We start from the raw sequence: 23111 nt of genomic DNA, 5'->3' as shown, positions 1-23111 counted from the left end.
TCGGTGATTTCTTATTGAGGTTAGCTGTGACGTGAAAGGCTGAAGGTATGGCCTTGAGTAGTCACATACACTTGAATGGGACTTCACCATGGCCGCATCAATAAAGCTTGAACCAGTCATCGAACTTGTCGGGGCTGAAGGTACAACCTATTACCCGATGAAGTATCAGCAGGGTAATGCCGCGACGGTCAAAGTCTGTTATGACGGATTTGAAGTAAGTGACACAATCAATGTGTATTGGCAAACCGTTGAGGATGAGTACGAGCGAATCGAGCCTTGGGTGGAGCATGAGAGCTGCGCCTTGTTCCAGGTATCCTATGATCTTCTTGCGTTGCGCATTACCGGCAAGGTGCGTATTTATTGTGAAGTCGTTCGCGAAGAAGAGCGCTTCACTTCGCCGGTGGTCGAGTACCGACTTGAGTTGCGCCGTGAAGATTATCCCCCGACCACAGTACTGGAAATGACCGCAGACGGGAGGCTCGACCTGTCGCGGTTGTGTGGTAAAAATCCGCATGTTTACATCGCGCCATGGCCTTATATCAAAGAAGGTCAGGAGGTGGTCGCGCTGACGCTGCTGGGGGCCAATGCACGCTTCAGCTGGTTTGAGGGAGATCTGATTACTACAGCTGATGTGAGTAATGGCTGGCGGCGCGAGTTGCCGTTGGATAAGTTGCAGCAGTTTGGTCATGATCGGCCGGTACACATGGACTTTATCATTCGACTTAATCCAGACTTGTCGGGCGCTCAGCATTTTCCATTTGTAAACTTTACTGTGTTGACTGAGCCGCACTTGACGCTGTTACCGCCTGCTGTGCCAGAGTCGACGGACTGCGGCTCCGGGCATTATGTTCTTAATCCGGTTAATGCCGTACAGGGTGCAAGTCTGCAGGTAACCTATGAAAACATGTGCTGCAATGACCGGGTGTGCGCCACCTGGCAGGGGACGCCGGGGGCGGGGACACCAGAGCTAGAGTGCCAGATTGTCGGTGATTCGCAGGTTGTCAATTTTCGGATTCCCCCTCAAGCAATAAGCGCAAACTTCAACGGTAAGGTCTTCGCTGGCTACACAGTCTGGCGTGAAGGTGGAGCTTGGGAGGCGCCGCCGCTGGAGGTCCGGGTACTCGATATTGATGTTTTGCCGACCCCGCGCGTGGAGCAGGCTACGGAGCAGCGGCTGGACCTGAATACGTTCTCCGGCGATGCAGATGTAGTCGTTGAGCTCTGGGACTTTGCCGAGGTTGGCCAGGCCTGCTGGTTGACTGTGACGGGACAGCTTGAGAATGGCGATGAATCTATCTCCGAAGTGCTGGAGGGTGTGCCATTGACGGCGGAATGGCTAGCGAATGGCGTCGGTACACTACTGACGCGAGATAAGCTTGAGCAACTGGCGGATCACAGTGATTTACAGCTGCACTTCGCGGTCAATTTTGATGGAAAAGTCGACAGGTCCACTGCCAGGGAATTTCCTCTGCTGTCACTGCAAGTTGTACAGGCCGATTTGCAGCTACCTGCGCCGCAGATTGTGCAAGCGGTTGACAACACTCTGACGGTGTACAACGGTCGGGATGGCGTGACGTTGCGGGTTCGCTACGAGCGGATGAGCTCGCATCACAGTATCCAGCCGTGCTGGCGGCGCGGGGACGGAAGTTGTTTGCCGATCACTGCCAAGCTTGGCAATCCTGGATCGGGTTACGTCGACTTTTTTGTGCCGCGTGAAGCGGTGATCATGGCCAGCGGTAAGACGGTGAAGATTAACTATACGGTCACTTATCGTGGCGGCCAAAAGACGCAAGTTTCCTCAGCTTTCAATTTGATTGTTACAGAGCCTGTGCTCCTTCCAAGGCCATTTGTACCGCAGGCGACGCTAGGTACTCTGGATTTGCGTAATTTCTCGGGTAATGCTGATATCTCGGTCGAGAAGTGGTGGTTTATTTTGCCTGGGCAACGAGTCTGGTTGCACGGCCACGGTACGCGTTTGGACGGTAGTGCTTATAGTTTTAGTGTTTTTCAAGCACACTCAGTAACTACTGGCGAGGTCAGTCAAGGGCTTAAGGCTCTGCTGCGACGAGAAAATCTGATTGTGTTGAAGCATGGCAGCACTCTGACATTTACCTGTAAAGTCACTACTGATGGAAGTGCGCAGGAGAGCGCAGCGATAGCGTTTCCATTGCTTGTATTGTCAGTGCGTATGCCATTTGATGAGGTGACGGACTTTGAAAATGGAAACTGGAATGGCTGGGAATGGGGAGGTGCTGGAGATCGGAGTGATCTGAGCGTCCAATATGTCGGTGGCAGCCGGGCACTGGTGAATATCACTACTACCGAACAATCGGCTGGAGTCTTTTTAGCGAAAACATTTAACGGCTTGGAAGTGGGTAGACGATATACTTTTAGTATGGATGCTTATCAATATAACAGTCTAGATCCAGCTCCGCAGCTTTCGGCTGCTGTAAACGGGGTAAGTGTGATTCCGAGAACTGTTATTATGGGTCAGCATTGGCGAAAATTGTCGGGAAGCTTCACTGCGACTCAATCAGCAATGCGCATTGGCCTTTACTGTCATCTGGCACAACGTCACGCAAACGATTTCGCGGTGGATAACTTGCGCTTATCCAGTCTTTAGTAGTTTTGGGTGGCGGTGCGGCCTAAATGTCATCAAAGTAAGCATCACGAGAGAGCTGATCGCGGTGCCATCAGCTCTCTCGATACCGTCATCACTGCGGCGAAGTATCCAGCGGCTCGGGCACCGGCACCGGGATAACCTCGATGGTATCGACGTCTTTCTGGATGGTGTCTTCCAGCGAGCCTGGCTTGGCAGGTTTTTCCTGCGCAGCGGGTTCGGTGCTGCCGGTCGGGCTGACAGTCGTATCGCCGCTGCCACCGAGGATTTCCTGGTCGCGGCTGACACCTGGCATGAAGTCGCCGGACAGGCTGCTGAGCTGATCGTTCTCGTTGAAGAAGATGCTCATGCGCTCCTGTTGGCGCTCACCGCCGCCAGGCTGCAGGCTGTACAGGTAATCCCAGCGATTGGTGTGGAACGTATCCTGGATCAGCGGGTTGCCCATGATAAACCGTACTTGCCGACGGGTCATTCCGGGGCGCAATTGGTCTATCATGTCTTGCGTGACGACATTGCCCTGCTGGATGTCGATTTTGTAAACCCCGGGGAACGAGCAACCGGCGAGTGCGAGCAGTCCCACGAAGGTGAGGCTGGTTAGCAAGAGCTTGGTGTTTTGCATCGGTGGGCGACTTCCACTATCTTGGCTGGACAACGTAAACCCCGATCATACCCGTATTCAGAGAAGCTGCGAAGCAGCATCGGCGAGAAAGCTGACCATGGTTGAAAATAGCGAACTGCGCAAAGCCGGTCTCAAGGTGACACTGCCTCGAGTGAAAATTCTACAGATGCTCGACTCTACCGAGCAGCGTCACATGAGTGCTGAGGATGTCTACAAAGCGCTGATGGAGGCAGGCGAGGACGTCGGTCTGGCCACGGTTTACCGTGTTCTGACCCAGTTCGAAGCCGCAGGCCTGGTCGTGCGCCACAACTTCGATGGCGGCCACGCCGTGTTCGAGCTGGCTGACGGTGGTCACCACGATCACATGGTCAACGTCGATTCCGGCGAAGTCATCGAGTTCTTCGACAGTGAAATCGAGAAGCGCCAGAAGCAAATCGTGGAAGAGCACGGTTTCGAGCTGGTGGACCACAATCTGGTCCTGTACGTACGCAAGAAAAAGTAAGCAATTATTACATTGCTGCATATGTACTGAAGGCGACCCTGGGGTCGCCTTCGTGCTTTCTGGCTGGCAGCTTTTTATAGCTGCGCGTTTCAGGCCTTGCTGGTGACCACCATCTTGCGGGCGTGGGCCAGGGATTCCTTGGTCAGGTCGATGCCGCCGAGCATGCGTGCAACCTCTTCAACGCGCTCGCGCTTGCCCAGGTTGGCCACTGCGGTGTGGGTGGCATCGCTGTCGCGCACCTTGTGCACGAACAGGTGATGATGGCCCTGGGCAGCCACTTGCGGCAAGTGAGTGACGGTCAGCACCTGGCCGCGCTCGCCCAGGCGGCGCAGCAGCTGGCCGACGATCTCTGCCGTTGGCCCGCCGATGCCGACGTCGACTTCGTCGAACACCAGGGTCGGGATGCGCGAGGTCTGTGCAGTAATCACCTGGATCGCCAGGCTGATCCGCGACAGCTCGCCACCGGAAGCCACCTTGGCCAGGGCCTTGAGCGGCTGCCCGGGGTTGGCGCTGACCAGCAGCTCGACCTGCTCCAGGCCCTGGGGTTGCAGTTCGTCGCTGCTGTTGGGCCGCAGCTCGATGCTGAAACGCCCGCCTGGCATGCCCAGGCGCTGGATTTCCTGCTCCACCGCACGGGCCAGCTGGCTGGCGGCTTGCTGGCGCAGGGCGCTCAGTTCGCCGGCCTTGTCCTGGTAGTGGCGGGCATAGGCGGCCAGTTCTTCACTCAGGCGCTCGATCGATTCGTCGTTGGCGTTGAGGTTCTCCAGCTCCTCCATCAGGCGCAGTTGCAGGCCAGCCAGCTCGGTGGGGTGCACCCGGTGTTTGCGGGCGAGGGTATAGATGGTGTCGAGGCGCTCTTCGAGCTGCTGCAGGCGCGCCGGGTCGGCGTCGAAGTTGTCGAGGAAGCGGTTCAGCTCGCCAACTGCTTCTTCTACCTGGATCTGCGCACTGGCAATCATGCTGGCCGCCTCGCCCAGGGCCTTGGGCGCGTTGTGCACGGCGGTCAGGCGGTTGAGGCTGGCGGTCAGGGCATTGAGCACGTTGCCCGAGTCGTTCTCGCTGCAGTGGTCGATGACCTGGCGGCAGATGCCGAACAGTGCTTCGGCGTTGGTCAGGTTCTTGTGTTCCTGCTCCAGCAGTTCCAGCTCGTTCTCGCCCAGGCCAAGGTTGTCGAGTTCTTCGAGCTGATAGCTGAGCAGCTGGTGCTGCGCGCGCTGCTCATCGCCGGAATTGGACAGCCGCTCCAGCTCCTGGCGGGTCTGGCGCCAGCGCTGGGCGGCAAGCTGGACCTGGCGGGCGAGGTCGGTGGCACCGGCGTATTCATCGAGCAGGCGCCGATGCGTGTCGGTTTTCAGCAGTGACTGGTGTTCGTGCTGGCTGTGGATGTCGATCAGCAGCTCGCCCAGGGCCTTGAGGTCGCCGAGCGGGCAGGGCGTGCCGTTGATATAGCCACGGCTACGGCCTTCGGCGGTGATCACCCGGCGCAGGATGCAAGGGCCGTCGCTGTCGAGGTCGCGTTCGGCGAGCCAAATGCGCGCCTCGGGGATGTCGACCAGGTCGAAGGTGGCAAGGATGTCGGCCTTGTCGGCCCCTGGGCGCACCACGCCACTGTCGGCGCGATCGCCCAGGGTCAGGCCCAGGGCGTCGAGCATGATCGATTTGCCGGCCCCGGTTTCACCGGTGATGACGCTCATCCCGCGGGCGAGCTCGAGGTCCAGGTGTTCGACGATGGCGTAGTTGTGTACGGACAGGTGCACCAGCATTGGGGCGGCTCCCAGGCGTTAGGTCTGGTTATTTATACAGTGTTTTTAAATCCACTGACAATGCTGATGTTTAGTTCAATTTGGTAATCGCGGCGCGGTTCTGATTGCGCTGGGTTATGAGCGAATGTGTACAAGCTGTGTTGCCGGCCCTTGAACCTGGGTTTTGCGACCCCATATAGCCGGCAGACGCGCGAGTAATGCTCGCAGACCTTATTCGAGAGGAGAGATTTTATGGCTGACGAACAGCTGGATGAACAGAATCTGAACGCCGAAGCGACTGGCGACCAAGAGCTGAGCGCCCGCGTGCAGGTGCTCGAAGAGCAGCTGGCGGCGGCCCAGGATCAATCCCTGCGCACCGCCGCCGACCTGCAGAACGTGCGCCGCCGCGCCGAGCAGGACGTAGAAAAGGCGCACAAGTTCGCCCTGGAAAAATTCGCCGGTGACCTGCTGCCGGTCATCGACAGCCTCGAGCGCGGCCTGGAACTGTCCAGCCCCGACGACGAGAGCATTCGCCCGATGCGCGAAGGTATCGAGCTGACCCTGAAGATGTTCCACGACACCCTCAAGCGCTACAACCTCGAGGCCATCGACCCGCACGGCGAACCGTTCAATGCCGAGCACCATCAGGCGATGGCCATGCAGGAAAGCGCCGAGGTCGAGCCCAACAGCGTGCTCAAGGTGTTCCAGAAGGGCTACCAGCTCAACGGTCGCCTGCTGCGCCCGGCCATGGTCGTGGTCAGCAAGGCCCCGGCAGCGGTTTCGCCGTCGATTGACGAGCAGGCTTGAAATCGTTTTCGGCGCCCCCATCTAGGTGTCAAGCATTCAAGTATTACCGCAGTTAGCCACCACTGCTGCGGCAACCAAATTCAAGTTTCGGGAGAGTTAACATGGGTAAAATCATCGGTATCGACCTGGGGACCACCAACTCCTGTGTCTCCATTCTGGAAAACGGCAACGTCAAGGTCATCGAGAACGCCGAAGGCGCTCGTACCACGCCGTCGATCATCGCCTACGCCAACGACGGCGAAATCCTGGTTGGCCAGTCGGCCAAGCGCCAGGCGGTCACCAACCCGCACAACACCCTGTACGCGGTAAAACGTCTGATCGGTCGTCGCTTCGAAGAAGAAGTGGTGCAGAAAGACATCCAGATGGTTCCGTACAAAATTGTCAAAGCTGACAACAACGACGCCTGGGTTGAAGTGAACGGCCAGAAAATGGCGCCGCCACAAATCTCGGCTGAAATCCTGAAAAAAATGAAGAAGACCGCCGAAGACTACCTCGGCGAGCCAGTGACCGAAGCGGTGATCACCGTTCCGGCCTACTTCAACGACAGCCAGCGCCAGGCCACCAAAGACGCCGGCCGTATCGCCGGTCTGGACGTCAAGCGGATCATCAACGAGCCGACCGCGGCTGCGCTGGCCTATGGCATGGACAAGGCCAAGGGCGATCACACCGTGATCGTTTATGACCTGGGTGGCGGTACCTTCGACGTTTCGGTAATCGAAATCGCCGAAGTCGATGGCGAGCACCAGTTCGAAGTTCTGGCCACCAACGGCGACACTTTCCTCGGTGGTGAAGACTTCGACATCCGCCTGATCGACTACCTCGTCGACGAGTTCAAGAAAGAAAGCGGCATGAACCTCAAGGGTGACCCGCTGGCCATGCAGCGTCTGAAAGAAGCCGCTGAAAAGGCCAAGATCGAGCTGTCTTCGAGCCAGATGACCGACGTCAACCTGCCGTACATCACTGCAGACGCCACCGGTCCTAAGCACCTGAACGTGAAGATCTCCCGCGCCAAGCTGGAATCGCTGGTAGAAGACCTGGTTCAGCGCACCATCGAGCCATGCCGCATCGCCATGAAAGACGCCGGTATCGACGTCAGCAAGATCGACGACGTGATCCTGGTCGGCGGTCAGACCCGTATGCCGCTGGTGCAAAAAGCGGTTACCGACTTCTTCGGCAAAGAAGCGCGTAAAGACGTCAACCCGGACGAAGCGGTTGCCATGGGTGCTGCCATCCAGGGTGCGGTACTGGCCGGTGACGTCAAGGACGTATTGCTGCTGGACGTCAGCCCGCTGACCCTGGGTATCGAAACCATGGGCGGCGTGATGACCGCGCTGATCGAGAAGAACACCACTATTCCGACCAAGAAGTCGCAAGTGTTCTCGACTGCCGATGACAACCAGGGCGCCGTGACCATTCACGTGCTGCAAGGTGAGCGTAAGCAGGCTGCACAGAACAAGTCCCTGGGCAAGTTCGACCTGGCCGACATTCCACCTGCTCCACGTGGTGTGCCACAAATCGAAGTGACCTTCGACATCGACGCCAACGGCATCCTGCACGTCGGCGCCAAAGACAAGGCCACTGGCAAGACCCAGTCGATCGTGATCAAGGCCAACTCCGGTCTGTCTGATGAAGAAATTCAGCAGATGATCCGCGACGCTGAAGCGAACTCGGAAGAAGACCGCAAGTTCGAAGAGCTGGCCGCTGCCCGTAACCAGGGTGATGCACTGGTTCACTCGACTCGCAAGATGGTCGTTGACGCTGGTGACAAGGTCACTGCCGACGAGAAAACCGCGATCGAAGCGGCTGTGGTTGCCCTGGAAGCCGCCATCAAGGGCGACGACAAGGCTGCCATCGACGCTAAAGTCGAAGAGCTGTCGAAGGTCTCGGCTCCGGTTGCCCAGAAGATGTACGCCGAGCAGTCGGCTGAACAGCCTCAGGGTGGCGCTCAGCAAGCTGAGGCGGAAGCCAAGCACGACGACGTCGTCGATGCCGAGTTTGAAGAAGTCAAAGACAACAAGTAATTGCTACAGGTTGTCGGCCAGTTGACTGTTTATTGATGGTTGGCTGGTAGGATGTCGCCGCGCGGGGGCTTGCTCCCGCGTTGGCGTGTCTGCAATACCCGAATTTTTACAGCATCTGTCAGCTGCCCGTGGGGCAGGTAAGGCGGGTGCTGGCGGCACAGCGCGGAATGCGCAGAGGTTTGCCGAGCGTCCTCAAGAGTGCAAAGACTTATGGCAAAGCGTGACTATTACGAAGTTCTGGGAGTTGAGCGCGGCTCCAGTGAAGCGGACTTGAAGAAGGCCTATCGCCGCCTGGCGATGAAGCATCACCCGGACCGTAATCCTGATGACAAGGACTCGGAAGAGAAATTCAAGGAAGCCAACGAGGCTTACGAAGTGCTCTCCGATGCCAGCAAGCGTGCGGCCTATGACCAGTATGGTCATGCCGGCGTGGATCCGAGCATGGGTGGCGGCGGTGCCGGTTTCGGCGGCGCGAACTTCTCGGATATCTTCGGCGATGTGTTCAGCGATTTCTTCGGCGGTGGCCGTGGTGGTTCGCGCGGTGGCGCCCAGCGTGGCAGCGACCTGCGCTACACCCTGGAACTGAACCTGGAAGAAGCCGTGCGCGGCACCACGGTCAATATCCGTGTGCCGACGCTGGTCAACTGCAAGCCGTGCGACGGTTCCGGGGCCAAGAAAGGCTCGTCGCCGTCGACCTGCCCGACCTGTGGCGGTATCGGCCAGGTGCGCATGCAGCAGGGCTTCTTCTCGGTCCAGCAGACCTGCCCGCGCTGCCACGGCCAGGGCAAGATCATCACCGATCCGTGCGATTCGTGCCACGGCGAAGGGCGCATCGAAGAGTACAAGACGCTGTCGGTCAAGGTCCCGGCTGGCGTTGATACCGGCGACCGTATTCGTCTGTCCGGTGAAGGTGAAGCCGGTTCGCACGGCGGCCCGACTGGCGACCTGTACGTTGTCATCAACGTGCGTGAGCACCCGATTTTCCAGCGCGACGGCAAGCACCTGTACTGTGAAGTGCCGATCAGCTACACCGACGCTGCCCTGGGTGGCGAGCTGGAAGTGCCGACCCTCGATGGCCGGGTCAAGCTGAAGATCCCGGAAGGCACCCAGACCGGCAAGCAGTTCCGTCTGCGCGGCAAAGGTGTGGCACCGGTTCGCGGTGGTGGTGCCGGTGACCTGATGTGCCGGGTTGCGGTGGAAACCCCGGTCAACCTCAGCCGTCGCCAGCGTGAGCTGCTCGAAGAGCTGCGTGATTCGCTGGAAGGCGACAGTTCCCACTCGCCGAAAGCCAATGGCTGGTTCGAAGGCGTGAAACGCTTCTTCGGCGATCTGTAAGAAGGAATAGGGCATGCGACGTATAGCGGTAATGGGCGCTGCAGGGCGCATGGGCAAGACCCTGATCGAAGCGGTGCAGCAAACCCCGGGTGCCGGGCTGACCGCAGCGATCGATCGCCCGGACAGTTCGCTGGTCGGCGCTGATGCCGGTGAACTGGCGGCGCTGGGCCGAATCGGTGTGTTGCTGTCGGACGACCTGGCCAAGGTTGCCGACGAGTTCGACGTGCTGATCGACTTCACTCACCCCTCGGTGACCCTGAAGAACCTGGCGTTCTGCCGCAAGGCAGGCAAGGCGATGATCATCGGCACCACCGGTTTCTCGGTCGAAGAAAAGCAACTGCTGGCCGAGGCGGGCAAGGACATTCCTATCGTCTTCGCCGCCAACTTCAGCGTTGGCGTCAACCTCAGCCTCAAGTTGCTGGACATGGCGGCGCGGGTGCTGGGCGATGACGTCGATATCGAGATCATCGAGGCGCACCACCGGCACAAGGTCGATGCGCCGTCGGGTACCGCGCTGCGCATGGGTGAAGTGGTTGCCAATGCCCTGGGCCGTGACCTGCAGGAAGTGGCGGTGTATGGCCGTGAAGGCCAGACCGGCGCCCGTGATCGCAAGACCATCGGTTTTGCCACTGTGCGCGCTGGCGATGTGGTTGGTGACCACACCGTGCTGTTCGCTGCCGAAGGTGAGCGCCTGGAGATCACCCACAAGGCCTCCAGTCGCATGACCTTCGCCAAGGGTGCGGTACGTGCCGCGCTGTGGCTGGACGGGCGCGAGCCTGGCTTGTACGACATGCAGGACGTGCTCGACCTGCGTTGACCTGCGCTGTATCCCCTGTGGGAGCGGGCTTGACCCGCGATTGCGGTTTGTCTGTCACGCCGCAATCGCGGGTCAAGCCCGCTCCCACAAGACCCTCCCAGTGCGCCCTGTCGCATTCCTGCGCCTTTCAGGCACATCAGTGGTAGACCAAAAAAGCGTTTTTCTGTAAGCTACAGCTTTAGTGTGTCCACTAAAAGCGCGCAGATAATTCGACGAAGAAAGCGGGGTGACGTGTCTATACGTCATTCCGCTTTTTTGCAACCTGCGATCGCCCCTTCAGGCTTGATTTACGGGAGGTCTTCTTGACTAAGCCAGCCATACTCGCCCTTGCCGATGGCAGCATTTTTCGCGGTGAAGCCATTGGAGCCGACGGACAAACCGTTGGTGAGGTGGTGTTTAACACCGCAATGACCGGCTATCAGGAAATCCTGACTGACCCTTCCTATGCGCAGCAAATCGTTACCCTGACTTACCCGCACATCGGCAACACCGGCACCACGCCGGAAGACGCCGAGTCCGACCGCGTCTGGTCGGCGGGCCTGGTGATTCGCGACCTGCCTCTGATCGCGAGCAACTGGCGCAACAAGCAATCCCTGCCTGATTACCTCAAGGCCAACAACGTAGTGGCGATTGCAGGTATCGACACCCGTCGCCTGACCCGCATCCTGCGTGAGAAGGGCGCGCAGAACGGCTGCATCCTCGCCGGCGACAACATCAGCGAAGAGGCTGCAATCGCCGCCGCTCGCGGTTTTCCGGGCCTGAAGGGCATGGACCTGGCGAAAGTCGTCAGCACCAAGAGCAGCTACGAATGGCGCTCCAGCGTCTGGGAGCTGAAGACCGACAGCCACGCCACAATCGAGGCGTCCGAGCTGCCTTACCACGTGGTTGCCTACGACTTCGGCGTCAAGCTGAACATCCTGCGCATGCTGGTTGCCCGCGGTTGCCGCCTGACCGTAGTGCCGGCGCAAACCCCGGCCAGCGAAGTTCTGGCACTCAACCCTGATGGCGTGTTCCTGTCCAACGGCCCTGGCGATCCGGAGCCTTGCGACTACGCGATCCAGGCGATCAAGGACATCCTCGAAACCGAGATCCCGGTATTCGGCATCTGCCTGGGCCACCAGTTGCTGGCCCTGGCCTCCGGTGCCAAGACCGTGAAAATGGGTCATGGTCACCACGGCGCCAACCACCCGGTCCAGGACCTGGACACCGGCGTGGTCATGATCACCAGCCAGAACCACGGCTTTGCGGTTGACGAAGCGACCCTGCCGGGCAACGTGCGCGCCATCCACAAGTCGCTGTTCGACGGTACCCTGCAGGGTATCGAGCGCACCGACAAGAGCGCGTTCAGCTTCCAGGGCCACCCTGAAGCCAGCCCGGGCCCGACCGACGTCGCGCCACTGTTCGACCGTTTCATCGATGCCATGGCCAAGCGCCGCTGAGCATCTGGCGAGAAGGCCCTGGACCGGTGCAAGCCGCGTTCAGGTGCCGCCCCCAAGATTGTTCAATGCGGCTTGCCGACTGACCTGCGGAATTGAGTGACAACCCATGCCAAAACGTACAGACATCAAAAGCATCCTGATTCTCGGCGCTGGCCCGATCGTGATCGGCCAGGCCTGCGAATTCGACTACTCCGGCGCCCAGGCTTGTAAAGCCCTGCGCGAAGAGGGTTACCGCGTCATCCTGGTGAACTCCAACCCGGCCACCATCATGACCGACCCGGCCATGGCCGACGCCACCTACATCGAGCCGATCAAGTGGCAGACCGTTGCCAAGATCATCGAGAAGGAGCGTCCTGACGCGCTGCTGCCGACCATGGGTGGCCAGACTGCCCTGAACTGCGCCCTGGACCTGGAGCGCGAAGGCGTTCTGGAAAAGTTCGGCGTAGAGATGATCGGCGCCAACGCCGACACCATCGACAAGGCTGAAGACCGTTCGCGCTTCGACACCGCCATGAAGGCCATTGGCCTTGAGTGCCCGCGCTCCGGCATCGCCCACAGCATGGAAGAGGCCAACGCGGTGCTCGAGAAGCTCGGCTTCCCGTGCATCATCCGTCCGTCCTTCACCATGGGCGGCACCGGTGGCGGCATCGCCTACAACCGTGAAGAATTCGAAGAAATCTGCGCCCGTGGTCTGGACCTGTCGCCAACCAAAGAGCTGCTGATCGACGAATCGCTGATCGGCTGGAAAGAGTACGAGATGGAAGTGGTCCGCGACAAAAAGGACAACTGCATCATCGTCTGCTCGATCGAGAACTTCGACCCGATGGGCGTGCACACCGGTGACTCGATCACCGTGGCGCCAGCACAGACCCTGACCGACAAGGAATACCAGATCATGCGCAACGCCTCGCTGGCGGTGCTGCGTGAAATCGGTGTCGAGACCGGCGGTTCCAACGTGCAGTTCGGTATCTGCCCGGACACCGGCCGCATGGTCGTGATCGAGATGAACCCGCGGGTTTCCCGTTCCTCGGCGCTGGCCTCGAAAGCCACCGGCTTCCCGATCGCCAAGATCGCCGCCAAGCTGGCCGTCGGTTACACCCTCGACGAGCTGCAGAACGACATCACCGGCGGCCGTACCCCGGCGTCCTTCGAGCCGTCGATCGACTACGTCGTCACCAAGCTGCCGCGTTTCGCCTTCGAGAAATTCCCGAAAGCCGACGCCCGCCTGACCACCCAGATGAAATCCGTGGGTGAAGTCATGGCCATCGGCCGGACCTTCCAGGAATCGCTGCAGAAAGCCCTGCGCGGCCTGGAAGTTGGCGTTTGCGGCCTGGACCCGAAAGTCGACCTGGCCAGCCCTGACGCTGCCAGCATCCTCAAGCGCGAGCTGACCGTGCCGGGCGCCGAGCGCATCTGGTACGTCGCCGACGCCATGCGTTCGGGCATGACCTGCGACGAAATCTTCGCCCTGACCGGTATCGATCACTGGTTCCTGGTGCAGATGGAAGACCTGATCAAGGAAGAAGAGAAGGTCAAGACCCTGGCCCTGTCGGCGATCGACAAGGACCTGATGCTGCGTCTGAAGCGAAAGGGCTTCTCTGACCAGCGTCTGGCCAAGCTGCTGGGTATCACCGACAAGAACCTGCGTCGTCACCGCCACAAGCTGGAAGTGTTCCCGGTCTACAAACGCGTCGACACCTGCGCCGCCGAGTTCGCCACCGACACCGCCTACCTGTACTCGACCTATGAGGAAGAGTGCGAGGCCAAGCCGTCGACCCGTGACAAGATCATGATCCTCGGTGGCGGTCCTAACCGTATCGGCCAGGGTATCGAGTTCGACTACTGCTGCGTGCACGCGGCACTGGCCCTGCGTGAAGACGGTTACGAGACCATCATGGTCAACTGCAACCCGGAAACCGTCTCCACCGACTACGACACTTCCGACCGCCTGTACTTCGAGCCGCTGACCCTGGAAGACGTGCTGGAAGTGGTTCGCGTCGAGAAGCCCAAAGGCGTGATCGTCCATTACGGCGGCCAGACCCCGCTGAAACTGGCCCGCGCCCTGGAAGAAGCCGGCGTGCCGATCATCGGTACCAGCCCGGACGCCATCGACCGCGCCGAAGACCGCGAGCGTTTCCAGCAGATGGTTCAGCGCCTGAACCTGCTGCAGCCGCCAAACGCCACCGTGCGCAGCGAAGACGAAGCGATTCGTGCTGCCGGCGTGATCGGTTACCCGCTGGTGGTTCGCCCGTCCTACGTACTGGGCGGCCGCGCCATGGAGATCGTCTACGAGCTGGACGAGCTCAAGCGCTACCTGCGTGAAGCGGTGCAGGTGTCCAACGACAGCCCGGTGCTGCTCGACCACTTCCTCAACTGCGCCATCGAGATGGACGTGGATGCGGTCTGCGACGGCACCGATGTGGTGATCGGCGCGATCATGCAGCACATCGAACAAGCCGGCGTTCACTCCGGTGACTCGGCGTGCTCGCTGCCACCGTACTCGCTGCCGGCCCATGTGCAGGACGAAGTCCGCGAACAGGTCAAGAAAATGGCCCTGGAGCTGGGCGTTGTCGGCCTGATGAACGTGCAGCTGGCCCTGCAGGGCGACAAGATCTACGTGATCGAAGTCAACCCGCGCGCCTCGCGTACCGTACCGTTCGTCTCCAAGTGCATCGGCACCTCGCTGGCGATGATTGCCGCGCGCGTCATGGCTGGTAAATCGCTGAAGGAAATCGGCTTCACCAAGGAAATCATTCCTAACTTCTACAGCGTCAAGGAAGCGGTGTTCCCGTTCGCCAAGTTCCCGGGTGTTGACCCGATCCTCGGCCCTGAGATGAAATCCACCGGTGAAGTCATGGGTGTCGGCGACAGCTTCGGTGAAGCCTTCGCCAAGGCCCAGATGGGTGCCAGCGAAGTGCTGCCGACTGGCGGTACCGCGTTCATCAGCGTGCGTGACGACGACAAGCCACAAGTGGCCGGCGTTGCCCGCGACCTGATCGCCCTGGGCTTCGAAGTGGTTGCCACCGTCGGTACCGCCAAGGTCATCGAAGCGGCTGGCCTGAAAGTGCGTCGCGTGAACAAGGTGACCGAAGGTCGTCCGCACGTGGTCGACATGATCAAGAACGACGAAGTGTCGCTGATCATCAACACCACCGAAGGTCGTCAGTCGATCGCCGACTCCTACTCGATTCGTCGCAATGCGTTGCAGCACAAGATCTACTGCACCACCACCATTGCGGCCGGTGAAGCCATCTGCGAAGCGCTGAAATTTGGTCCGGAAAAGACCGTTCGCCGCTTGCAGGATCTGCATGCAGGACTCAAAGCATGAGCATTACCAAGTACCCGATGACCGTCCAGGGCGCTCGCGCCCTGGAGGAAGAGCACCTGTTCCTGAGCAAGACCGAGCGTCCGCGCCTGAGCCAGGCCATTGGTGAGGCCCGTGAGCTGGGCGACCTCAAGGAAAACGCCGAGTACCACGCTGCCCGTGAAGAGCAGGGTATGGTCGAGGCGCGTATCCGCGATATCGAAGGCCGTCTGCAGAACTCGGTGGTGATCGACGTCACCACCATTGCCCATACCGGCAAAGTGATTTTCGGCACCACCGTAGTGTTGGCCAACACCGAAACCGACGAAGAGGTGAGCTACCAGATCGTTGGCGAGGACGAGGCGGACGTCAAGAACGGCAAGCTCTCGGTCGGTGCGCCGATCGCCCGCGCCATCATCGGCAAGGAAGAGGGCGATACCGTGGTGATCAAGACGCCAAGCGGTACGGTCGAGTACGAGATTGTCGAAGTCAAACACATCTGACCGACGCCGCGGCTTTGCCGCGGCCGCGGTGATCTGGCAACTGACCCAGGTGTTCTGGGTTGGCGGCCTGTGGATGTTGCATTTCGGTTTGCTGCCGGCGTTGGGCAAGATTGGCCTGGCGCCGCTGCTGATCGAGGATATCGGCAGCCTGATGGCATCGTTGCTGGTCGCGTTTGCGGCGTTTTGCGCAGGCGTGCAGGCATTGGTGCTGATGCAGGCGCAGGGCCTGGCCAGTCTGTGGCGGGATATGCGGGGGCAATTGCTGTCGATGGCGATGCTGGCGTGCGTGGTGTATTTCGCCTTGCGCGTGGGCATGCCGGAGGAGTTGCGCTGGCAGCTGTTCTGCTACCTGGTGCTGGGCCTGACCGGCTTGTTGCTGGTCATGCAGCCCGTGCCGGGCAGGGCGCGCAAGGCGCGCCACTGACCGCGGCGAACATCACTTGTAACGGTGGATGTTCGACAGCTGTTTGTTCGGCTGTGGATTGCGGCGATAGATCAGCGCCTTCTTGCCGATGGTCTGTACCAGTTCGGCGCGGCCGGCCTTGCACAGCGCGGCGATTGCGGCGGCACGTTCTTCGCGGTCTTCGGAGCGAATTTCGACCTTGATCAGCTCGTGATCGGCCAGGGCGCGTTCGAGTTCGGCGATAACCCCTTCAGTCAGCCCATTGCCTGCCACAATCAGAACTGGTTTCAGATCGTGGCCAATGGATTTGTACTGTTTCTTCTGCTCGTTATTGAGCGGCATAATCTGACCCTTTGTCTGATTCTGTAAAAATGGCGGCCATTTTACCCGAGGGCCCGTGGATCCGCCCAGTTAATCACGACCCTTATCATCGAGGTGCCCAATGGCGCGTTCCAAGACAAGCCTTGGCTGGCTGAAAGAACACTTCAACGATCCTTACGTTAAAAAAGCGCAAAAGGATGGTTATCGCTCGCGTGCGAGCTATAAATTGCTGGAAATCCAGGAAAAGTACCGGATTATCCGCCCCGGCATGAGTGTCGTCGACCTCGGCGCGGCGCCCGGTGGCTGGTCGCAGGTGACCAGTCGTCTGATCGGTGGTCAGGGCCGTTTGATCGCCTCCGATATCCTCGAAATGGACAGCATTCCCGACGTTACCTTCATCCAGGGCGACTTTACCCAGGATGAAGTGCTGGCGCAGATTCTCGAAGCAGTGGGTAATTCACACGTAGACCTTGTGATTTCCGATATGGCCCCCAATATGAGTGGTACGCCTGCCGTGGATATTCCCAAGGCCATGTTTCTCTGTGAGCTGGCCCTTGATCTGGCGACCCGGGTACTCAAACCGGGTGGTGATTTTTTGATCAAAATTTTCCAGGGCGAAGGGTTTGACGTATACCTCAAGGACGCTCGTCAGAAATTCGACAAGGTCCAGATGCTCAAGCCTGATTCTTCGCGGGACCGCTCCCGCGAGCAGTACTTGCTGGCGCGGGGGTATCGCGGCGAGTAGGGGCGTCAGGCCGGCGGCTTCCAGGGTGTCCGATAGTTTTTTCCAATCGGCTCTCCTGCCTGACCTGGATGTACTTCGTGTAGTCTAGGTTTCACAAAGGGTTACAGACGGCGCCTGCAGATGTGTAGGTTATGTAGTAAGTTAAGCCGGTGAATATCATGCGAGGCACGGCTGCGCCGTCAGCCGGCTTCAGAGGGTAGCTAATTGAACGATATGGCAAAGAACTTGATCCTGTGGTTGATCATCGCGGCTGTCCTGGTGACGGTGATGAACAACTTCTCCAGCCCGAATGAGCCGCAGACCCTCAACTATTCCGACTTCATTCAGCAGGTCAAGGATGGCAAGGTCGAGCGCGTTGCGGTCGACGGCTACGTCATTACCGGTAAACGCACCGATGGCGACAGCTTCAAGACCATCCGTCCGGCCATTCAGGACAACGGCCTGATCGGTGATCTGGTCGACAACCACGTCGTGGTTGAAGGCAAGCAGCCAGAGCAACAGAGCATCTGGACCCAGCTGCTGGTCGCCAGCTTCCCGATCCTGGTCATCATTGCCGTATTCATGTTCTTCATGCGCCAGATGCAGGGCGGCGCCGGTGGCAAGGGCGGGCCGATGAGCTTCGGCAAGAGCAAGGCGCGCCTGCTCTCCGAAGACCAGGTAAAAACTACCCTGGCCGACGTTGCCGGTTGCGACGAAGCTAAAGAAGAAGTCGGCGAGCTGGTTGAGTTCCTGCGCGATCCGGGCAAATTCCAGCGCCTGGGCGGTCGTATTCCGCGCGGCGTGCTGATGGTCGGCCCGCCAGGTACCGGTAAAACCCTGCTGGCCAAGGCCATTGCCGGCGAAGCCAAGGTGCCGTTCTTCACCATCTCCGGTTCCGACTTCGTCGAGATGTTCGTCGGTGTCGGTGCCAGCCGTGTTCGCGACATGTTCGAGCAGGCCAAGAAACACGCACCGTGCATCATCTTCATCGACGAAATCGACGCCGTCGGTCGCCATCGTGGCGCCGGCATGGGTGGCGGTCACGACGAACGCGAGCAGACCCTCAACCAGTTGCTGGTAGAGATGGACGGCTTCGAAATGAACGACGGCATCATCGTCATCGCCGCGACCAACCGTCCAGACGTACTCGACCCGGCGCTGCTGCGTCCAGGCCGTTTCGACCGTCAGGTTGTCGTTGGCCTGCCGGATATCCGCGGTCGTGAGCAGATCCTCAAGGTGCACATGCGCAAGGTGCCGATTGGTGACAACGTCAATCCAGCCGTTATTGCCCGTGGTACCCCGGGCTTCTCCGGTGCCGACCTCGCCAACCTGGTCAACGAAGCCTCGTTGTTCGCTGCCCGTGGCGGCAAGCGCGTGGTCGAGATGAAAGAGTTCGAGCTGGCCAAAGACAAGATCATGATGGGCGCCGAGCGCAAGACCATGGTCATGTCCGAGAAAGAGAAGCAGAACACTGCTTATCACGAAGCTGGCCATGCCATTGTCGGTCGCGTCGTACCCGAGCACGATCCGGTCTATAAGGTGTCGATCATCCCTCGCGGCCGGGCACTGGGTGTAACCATGTTCCTGCCTGAGGAAGACCGTTACAGCCTGTCCAAGCGCGCGCTGATCAGCCAGATCTGCTCGCTGTACGGCGGCCGTATCGCCGAAGAAATGACCCTGGGCTTCGATGGCGTCACCACCGGTGCCTCCAACGACATCATGCGGGCCAGCCAGATTGCCCGCAACATGGTCACCAAGTGGGGGCTGTCGGAAAAACTGGGTCCTTTGATGTATGCCGAAGAAGAGGGCGAGGTGTTCCTCGGTCGCAGCGCCGGTTCCCAGCACGCCAGCGTCTCCGGTGAAACCGCCAAGCTGATCGACTCCGAAGTACGCAGCATCATTGACCAGTGCTATGCCACGGCCAAGCAGATCCTCACCGAGAACCGCGACAAGCTCGACGCCATGGCCGACGCGCTGATGAAGTACGAGACCATCGATGCCGATCAGATCGACGACATCATGGCCGGTCGCGAGCCACGCGAGCCGCGTGACTGGGAAGGTGGATCAGGCACTCCAGATGCCTCGGCTCCACGCCCAGAGTCGCCGATCGGCGGTCCAGCGGCGCAAGTCTAAGGGCATATATGACCTCACAGCAGTACCCGACCCGGTTGCCTTGCGGCAACCGGGTTCTTGATTTGTCCCGTACCCATGTCATGGGTATCCTCAATATCACCCCCGATTCCTTCTCCGATGGCGGTCGCTTCACCCAGCGTGATGCGGCCTTGCGCCACGCCGAGGCGATGGTGGCTGCCGGCGCAACCCTGGTTGATGTCGGTGGTGAGTCCACTCGCCCAGGCGCTCGCGCGGTGTCGGCACTGGAAGAGCTGGAGCGTGTCGCGCCTATCGTCGAAGCGATCAATCGCGAACTCGATGTGATCATCTCGGTCGATACCTCGACGCCAGCCGTAATCCGCGAGTCGGCCAGGCTTGGTGCCGGGTTGATCAACGATGTGCGCTCGCTCAGTCGTGATGGCGCCCTGGATGCTGCGGCAGCCACTGGTTTGCCGGTGTGCCTGATGCACATGCGCGGTGAGCCCGGCGACATGCAGGACGATCCTCAATACCAGGATGTCACCGCCGAGGTGGCGAGCTATCTTGAAGAGCGAATGGCTGCGTGTGCGGCCGTGGGCATCGAGGCCGAACGGATCATCCTTGATCCGGGTTTCGGCTTTGCCAAGACCCTCGAGCACAACCTCAGCCTGTTCAAGCACATGGACGCGCTCTACCGCTTGGGGCGTCCGTTGCTGGTGGGCGTTTCACGCAAGAGCATGATCGGCCTGGCCCTGGGCCGTCCGGTCGGTGAGCGGCTCTATGGCAGCCTGGCCCTGGCTGCGCTGGCGATGACCAAGGGTGCGAGCATACTGCGCGTTCACGATGTCGCCGAAACCGCCGATGTAGTGCGGATGATTGCTGCGGTGCAAGCCGCCGAATAAGAGTGATGGAGCATCTATGAGCAGAAAATATTTTGGTACCGACGGTATTCGTGGCCGTGTCGGCGAATACCCCATCACCCCTGACTTCATGCTCAAGCTCGGTTGGGCGGCAGGCATGGCCTTTCGCAAGCAGGGTGCCTGCCGGGTGCTGGTGGGTAAAGACACGCGCATTTCCGGCTACATGTTCGAGTCGGCTCTGGAAGCAGGCCTTTCCGCCGCCGGCGCCGATGTGATGCTGCTGGGGCCGATGCCGACCCCGGCCATCGCCTACCTGACCCGCACCTTCCATGCCGAAGCGGGCATCGTCATCAGTGCCTCGCACAACCCCCATGACGACAACGGCATCAAGTTCTTCTCCGGCCAAGGCACCAAGCTGCCGGATGAAGTCGAGCTGATGATCGAAGAGTTGCTCGACCAGCCGATGACCGTGGTCGAATCGAGCAAGCTGGGCAAGGTCTCGCGCATCAACGATGCGGCCGGTCGCTACATCGAGTTCTGCAAGAGCAGCGTGCCGAGCAGCACCGATTTCGCCGGCCTCAAGCTGGTGGTCGACTGCGCCCACGGCGCTACCTACAAGGTTGCGCCCAGCGTGTTCCGCGAGCTGGGTGCCGATGTCACCGTGCTATCGGCGCAGCCTGACGGCCTGAACATCAACGAGAACTGCGGCTCGACGCATATCGAGTCGCTGCAGGCGGCGGTGCTGGTTGGTCATGCCGATCTGGGTATTGCCTTCGATGGCGACGGCGATCGGGTGCTGATGGTGGACCACACGGGCACCATCGTCGATGGTGACGAACTGCTGTTCATCATCGCCCGTGACCTGCACGAGCGCGGCAAGCTGCAGGGCGGGGTGGTGGGTACCCTGATGAGTAATCTGGGCCTGGAACTGGCCCTGAAGGACCTGGATATCCCGTTCGTGCGCGCCAAGGTCGGTGACCGCTACGTGATGGCCGAGCTGCTGGAGCGCGATTGGGTGATCGGTGGCGAGAACTCCGGGCACGTGGTGTGCTGCAACCACACCACCACCGGTGATGCGATCATCGCCGCGCTGCAGGTGCTGATGGCCCTCAAACGCCGTGAGGAAACCCTCGCCCAGGCTCGCCAGGCCCTGCGCAAATGCCCGCAGGTGCTGATCAATGTGCGCTTCGGTGCGAGCAAGGTCGACCCGCTTGAGCATCCGGCCGTTCAGGAAGCCAGTGCCAAGGTTACCGAGGCCCTGGCCGGTCGTGGCCGTGTGCTGCTGCGCAAGTCCGGGACAGAGCCTTTGGTGCGGGTAATGGTCGAAGGCGAGGACGAAAGTCAGGTGCGCGGCCACGCCGAAGCCCTGGCAAAACTGGTAAGTGAAGTTTGCGTTTGAAATAGGCTTGCCAGAGGTGATCGGGTTGGGTAACATCTGCGCCCTCTTTGACCGACGAGGTACAGCATGCGTCGCCCTATGGTAGCTGGTAACTGGAAGATGCACGGTACCCGCGCCAGCGTCGCTGAGCTGATCAAGGGCTTGAGTAATCTCGCCCTGCCGAGCGGTGTCGAGGTCGCGGTGTTTCCCCCCGCCCTGTACATCAATCAGGTAATTGATGGCGTACAAGGCAAGGCGATCGCCGTCGGCGCTCAGAATTCTGCGGTACAGCCTGAGCAAGGCGCACTGACCGGTGAGATTGCACCGAGTCAACTGGCCGAGGCAGGTTGCGAGCTGGTACTGATTGGGCACTCCGAACGCCGCCAGATCATTGGCGAGAACGACGAAGTCCTTAATCGCAAGTTCGCTGCGGCACAGGCTTGCGGTTTGAAGCCGGTGCTCTGTGTAGGGGAAACCCTCGAAGAGCGCGAAGCGGGTAAAACGCTTGAGATTGTCGGGCGTCAGCTGGACAGCGTCATCGAAGCGTTCGGTGTCGAAGTCTTCGCCAGTGCGGTGATTGCCTATGAGCCTGTATGGGCCATCGGTACAGGGCTGACGGCCTCGCCACAGCAGGCTCAGGATGTGCATAAAGCCATTCGCGAGCAGCTGGCGGCAAAGAACCCGGAAGTCGCGGCGAATGTGCGGCTTCTATACGGCGGCAGCGTGAAGGCGGCCAATGCGGCTGAACTGTTCGGCATGCCGGATATCGATGGGGGCCTGATTGGTGGGGCTTCCCTGAACGCAGACGAATTCGGTGCAATTTGTCGCGCCGCAGGAAACTGAAAAATGCTGGAAACAGTGATCGTTGTTTTGCATCTGTTGGGCGCGCTGGGTTTGGTAGTGCTGGTGTTGCTGCAACAGGGTAAAGGTGCGGAAGCGGGTGCATCTTTCGGCGCAGGTGCTTCAAATACTGTGTTCGGAAGCCAAGGTTCTGCTACCTTTCTGAGTAAGTTTACTGCTATACTAGCTGCCTCTTTCTTCTTAACTGCTCTTGGGTTAGGATACTTTGCTAAGGAGAAAGCTCACGAGCTGACTCAAGTAGGGTTGCCAGATCCAGCAGTCTTGGAAGTGAAGCAGCAAAAGCCGGCAACAGATGATGTACCGGTGCTCCAGGAGCAGAAGAGCGAAGCCACTAACACTGGCGATGTTCCTCCCGCTCAAGAGCAGAAGTAACGGGTTTCAAAGTAGTATTGCCGAGGTGGTGGAATTGGTAGACACGCAACCTTGAGGTGGTTGTGCCCATAGGGTGTAGGGGTTCGAGTCCCCTTCTCGGTACCAATTGAAACAAGACAGCCCGCTACAGCGGGCTTTCTTGTAGGTGGAGGTTAGATTGACCCTGTCGGGGTTCGGTCGTATACTTTCGCCCCAGCTTTGTCGCGGGGTGGAGCAGTCTGGTAGCTCGTCGGGCTCATAACCCGAAGGTCGTTGGTTCAAATCCAGCCCCCGCAACCAGTTTCAGCGGAGCCCCTTTTGCAGGGGCTTTTTCTTGGCTGAACAGTCATAACGCCGGTATTCAACGGCGTATCAGGGATGGGCGCTTTGCCCATTTTTTATTTGCATAGCAT

Annotated in this window: 19 protein-coding genes and 2 tRNA genes; 18 read left to right on the top strand and 3 right to left on the bottom strand. The window is 59.7% G+C overall.

The window, feature by feature from the left end:
• The first annotated feature begins 88 nt into the window (after positions 1 to 88).
• A complete protein-coding gene (locus tag LOY54_RS23655) occupies positions 89 to 2623 on the top strand; it encodes a carbohydrate binding domain-containing protein (protein ID WP_258608115.1) in 2535 nt (844 codons plus the stop codon).
• Between the two features lie 91 nt (positions 2624 to 2714).
• On the opposite strand, the gene LOY54_RS23650 is transcribed toward LOY54_RS23655, so the two are convergent.
• Positions 2715 to 3239, bottom strand: coding sequence for an outer membrane protein assembly factor BamE (locus LOY54_RS23650; RefSeq protein WP_045199752.1), 525 nt, complete (start codon positions 3237 to 3239; stop codon positions 2715 to 2717).
• 97 nt (positions 3240 to 3336) lie between these two features.
• Here LOY54_RS23650 and fur point away from each other — a divergent pair, with 97 nt between their 5' ends.
• Positions 3337 to 3741, top strand: a complete 405-nt coding sequence (gene fur, locus LOY54_RS23645) for a ferric iron uptake transcriptional regulator (protein WP_045199750.1) — start codon at positions 3337 to 3339, stop codon at positions 3739 to 3741.
• Between the two features lie 89 nt (positions 3742 to 3830).
• Here fur and recN read toward each other — a convergent pair whose 3' ends face one another.
• A complete protein-coding gene (gene recN, locus LOY54_RS23640) occupies positions 3831 to 5504 on the bottom strand; it encodes a DNA repair protein RecN (protein WP_258608113.1) in 1674 nt (557 codons plus the stop codon).
• 231 nt (positions 5505 to 5735) lie between these two features.
• Here recN and grpE point away from each other — a divergent pair, with 231 nt between their 5' ends.
• The 8 genes from grpE (at position 5736) to LOY54_RS23600 (ending at position 16133) form a co-directional block, all read left to right on the top strand.
• Complete coding sequence (gene grpE / locus LOY54_RS23635) at positions 5736 to 6290, top strand: nucleotide exchange factor GrpE (protein WP_045199745.1); 555 nt, start codon at positions 5736 to 5738, stop codon at positions 6288 to 6290.
• A 101-nt stretch (positions 6291 to 6391) separates the two neighbouring features.
• Positions 6392 to 8311, top strand: a complete 1920-nt coding sequence (gene dnaK / locus LOY54_RS23630; protein ID WP_258608111.1) for a molecular chaperone DnaK — start codon at positions 6392 to 6394, stop codon at positions 8309 to 8311.
• 210 nt (positions 8312 to 8521) lie between these two features.
• A complete protein-coding gene (gene dnaJ, locus LOY54_RS23625; protein WP_045199742.1) occupies positions 8522 to 9646 on the top strand; it encodes a molecular chaperone DnaJ in 1125 nt (374 codons plus the stop codon).
• Between the two features lie 13 nt (positions 9647 to 9659).
• A complete protein-coding gene (gene dapB / locus LOY54_RS23620) occupies positions 9660 to 10463 on the top strand; it encodes a 4-hydroxy-tetrahydrodipicolinate reductase (protein WP_038998653.1) in 804 nt (267 codons plus the stop codon).
• A 302-nt stretch (positions 10464 to 10765) separates the two neighbouring features.
• Positions 10766 to 11902 (top strand): glutamine-hydrolyzing carbamoyl-phosphate synthase small subunit, encoded by a 1137-nt coding sequence (gene carA, locus LOY54_RS23615; RefSeq protein ID WP_045199740.1) that lies wholly within the window; start codon positions 10766 to 10768, stop codon positions 11900 to 11902.
• A gap of 106 nt (positions 11903 to 12008) precedes the next feature.
• A complete protein-coding gene (gene carB, locus LOY54_RS23610) occupies positions 12009 to 15230 on the top strand; it encodes a carbamoyl-phosphate synthase large subunit (RefSeq protein ID WP_045199739.1) in 3222 nt (1073 codons plus the stop codon).
• Positions 15227 to 15709, top strand: coding sequence for a transcription elongation factor GreA (gene greA, locus LOY54_RS23605; protein WP_258608109.1), 483 nt, complete (start codon positions 15227 to 15229; stop codon positions 15707 to 15709). Before carB ends, greA begins: the two co-directional genes overlap by 4 nt.
• Before the next feature lie 28 nt (positions 15710 to 15737).
• Positions 15738 to 16133 (top strand): hypothetical protein, encoded by a 396-nt coding sequence (locus LOY54_RS23600; RefSeq protein WP_045199737.1) that lies wholly within the window; start codon positions 15738 to 15740, stop codon positions 16131 to 16133.
• Between the two features lie 12 nt (positions 16134 to 16145).
• On the opposite strand, the gene yhbY is transcribed toward LOY54_RS23600, so the two are convergent.
• Positions 16146 to 16454 carry a ribosome assembly RNA-binding protein YhbY gene (gene yhbY, locus LOY54_RS23595; protein WP_038606752.1) on the bottom strand — a complete coding sequence of 103 codons (309 nt, stop codon included), beginning with the start codon at positions 16452 to 16454 and terminating at the stop codon, positions 16146 to 16148.
• Positions 16455 to 16554: 100 nt separating this feature from the next.
• On the opposite strand from yhbY, the gene rlmE reads away from it, so the two are divergent.
• The 8 genes from rlmE to LOY54_RS23555 all read left to right on the top strand — a co-directional run bounded on the left by rlmE (position 16555) and on the right by LOY54_RS23555 (position 22998).
• Positions 16555 to 17178, top strand: coding sequence for a 23S rRNA (uridine(2552)-2'-O)-methyltransferase RlmE (gene rlmE, locus LOY54_RS23590; RefSeq protein WP_010222974.1), 624 nt, complete (start codon positions 16555 to 16557; stop codon positions 17176 to 17178).
• Positions 17179 to 17391: 213 nt separating this feature from the next.
• Positions 17392 to 19290: an ATP-dependent zinc metalloprotease FtsH gene (gene ftsH / locus LOY54_RS23585; RefSeq protein WP_038998658.1), complete on the top strand. Its 1899-nt coding sequence runs from the start codon at positions 17392 to 17394 to the stop codon at positions 19288 to 19290.
• 8 nt (positions 19291 to 19298) lie between these two features.
• A complete protein-coding gene (folP, locus tag LOY54_RS23580) occupies positions 19299 to 20150 on the top strand; it encodes a dihydropteroate synthase (RefSeq protein ID WP_258608106.1) in 852 nt (283 codons plus the stop codon).
• A gap of 16 nt (positions 20151 to 20166) precedes the next feature.
• Entirely contained in the window at positions 20167 to 21507 is a 1341-nt protein-coding gene (gene glmM / locus LOY54_RS23575; RefSeq protein WP_045199725.1) for a phosphoglucosamine mutase, read from the top strand.
• A 66-nt stretch (positions 21508 to 21573) separates the two neighbouring features.
• Positions 21574 to 22329 (top strand): triose-phosphate isomerase, encoded by a 756-nt coding sequence (gene tpiA, locus LOY54_RS23570; RefSeq protein ID WP_045199723.1) that lies wholly within the window; start codon positions 21574 to 21576, stop codon positions 22327 to 22329.
• Positions 22330 to 22332: 3 nt separating this feature from the next.
• Positions 22333 to 22719, top strand: a complete 387-nt coding sequence (secG, locus tag LOY54_RS23565) for a preprotein translocase subunit SecG (protein ID WP_038998663.1) — start codon at positions 22333 to 22335, stop codon at positions 22717 to 22719.
• A 19-nt stretch (positions 22720 to 22738) separates the two neighbouring features.
• A tRNA-Leu gene (locus LOY54_RS23560) sits at positions 22739 to 22824 on the top strand.
• Positions 22825 to 22921: 97 nt separating this feature from the next.
• A tRNA-Met gene (locus tag LOY54_RS23555) sits at positions 22922 to 22998 on the top strand.
• Positions 22999 to 23111 lie beyond the last annotated feature (113 nt).

The sequence above is a fragment of the Pseudomonas sp. B21-032 genome (assembly GCF_024748965.1).
Taxonomy (GTDB): Bacteria; Pseudomonadota; Gammaproteobacteria; order Pseudomonadales; family Pseudomonadaceae; genus Aquipseudomonas.
The sequence above is the reverse complement of the archived record's forward strand: the minus strand, read 5'-3'. Positions and strand labels throughout refer to the sequence as shown.

Coding starts and splice junctions, on each gene's coding strand:
- ftsH (WP_038998658.1), top strand. CDS start 17,392: ATGGCAAAGAACTTGATCCTGTGGTTGATCATCGCGGCTGTCCTGGTG.
- dnaK (WP_258608111.1), top strand. CDS start 6,392: ATGGGTAAAATCATCGGTATCGACCTGGGGACCACCAACTCCTGTGTC.
- secG (WP_038998663.1), top strand. CDS start 22,333: ATGCTGGAAACAGTGATCGTTGTTTTGCATCTGTTGGGCGCGCTGGGT.
- dapB (WP_038998653.1), top strand. CDS start 9,660: ATGCGACGTATAGCGGTAATGGGCGCTGCAGGGCGCATGGGCAAGACC.
- LOY54_RS23655 (WP_258608115.1), top strand. CDS start 89: ATGGCCGCATCAATAAAGCTTGAACCAGTCATCGAACTTGTCGGGGCT.
- dnaJ (WP_045199742.1), top strand. CDS start 8,522: ATGGCAAAGCGTGACTATTACGAAGTTCTGGGAGTTGAGCGCGGCTCC.
- grpE (WP_045199745.1), top strand. CDS start 5,736: ATGGCTGACGAACAGCTGGATGAACAGAATCTGAACGCCGAAGCGACT.
- greA (WP_258608109.1), top strand. CDS start 15,227: ATGAGCATTACCAAGTACCCGATGACCGTCCAGGGCGCTCGCGCCCTG.
- folP (WP_258608106.1), top strand. CDS start 19,299: ATGACCTCACAGCAGTACCCGACCCGGTTGCCTTGCGGCAACCGGGTT.
- rlmE (WP_010222974.1), top strand. CDS start 16,555: ATGGCGCGTTCCAAGACAAGCCTTGGCTGGCTGAAAGAACACTTCAAC.
- glmM (WP_045199725.1), top strand. CDS start 20,167: ATGAGCAGAAAATATTTTGGTACCGACGGTATTCGTGGCCGTGTCGGC.
- carB (WP_045199739.1), top strand. CDS start 12,009: ATGCCAAAACGTACAGACATCAAAAGCATCCTGATTCTCGGCGCTGGC.
- LOY54_RS23650 (WP_045199752.1), bottom strand. CDS start 3,239: ATGCAAAACACCAAGCTCTTGCTAACCAGCCTCACCTTCGTGGGACTG.
- recN (WP_258608113.1), bottom strand. CDS start 5,504: ATGCTGGTGCACCTGTCCGTACACAACTACGCCATCGTCGAACACCTG.
- tpiA (WP_045199723.1), top strand. CDS start 21,574: ATGCGTCGCCCTATGGTAGCTGGTAACTGGAAGATGCACGGTACCCGC.
- fur (WP_045199750.1), top strand. CDS start 3,337: ATGGTTGAAAATAGCGAACTGCGCAAAGCCGGTCTCAAGGTGACACTG.
- yhbY (WP_038606752.1), bottom strand. CDS start 16,454: ATGCCGCTCAATAACGAGCAGAAGAAACAGTACAAATCCATTGGCCAC.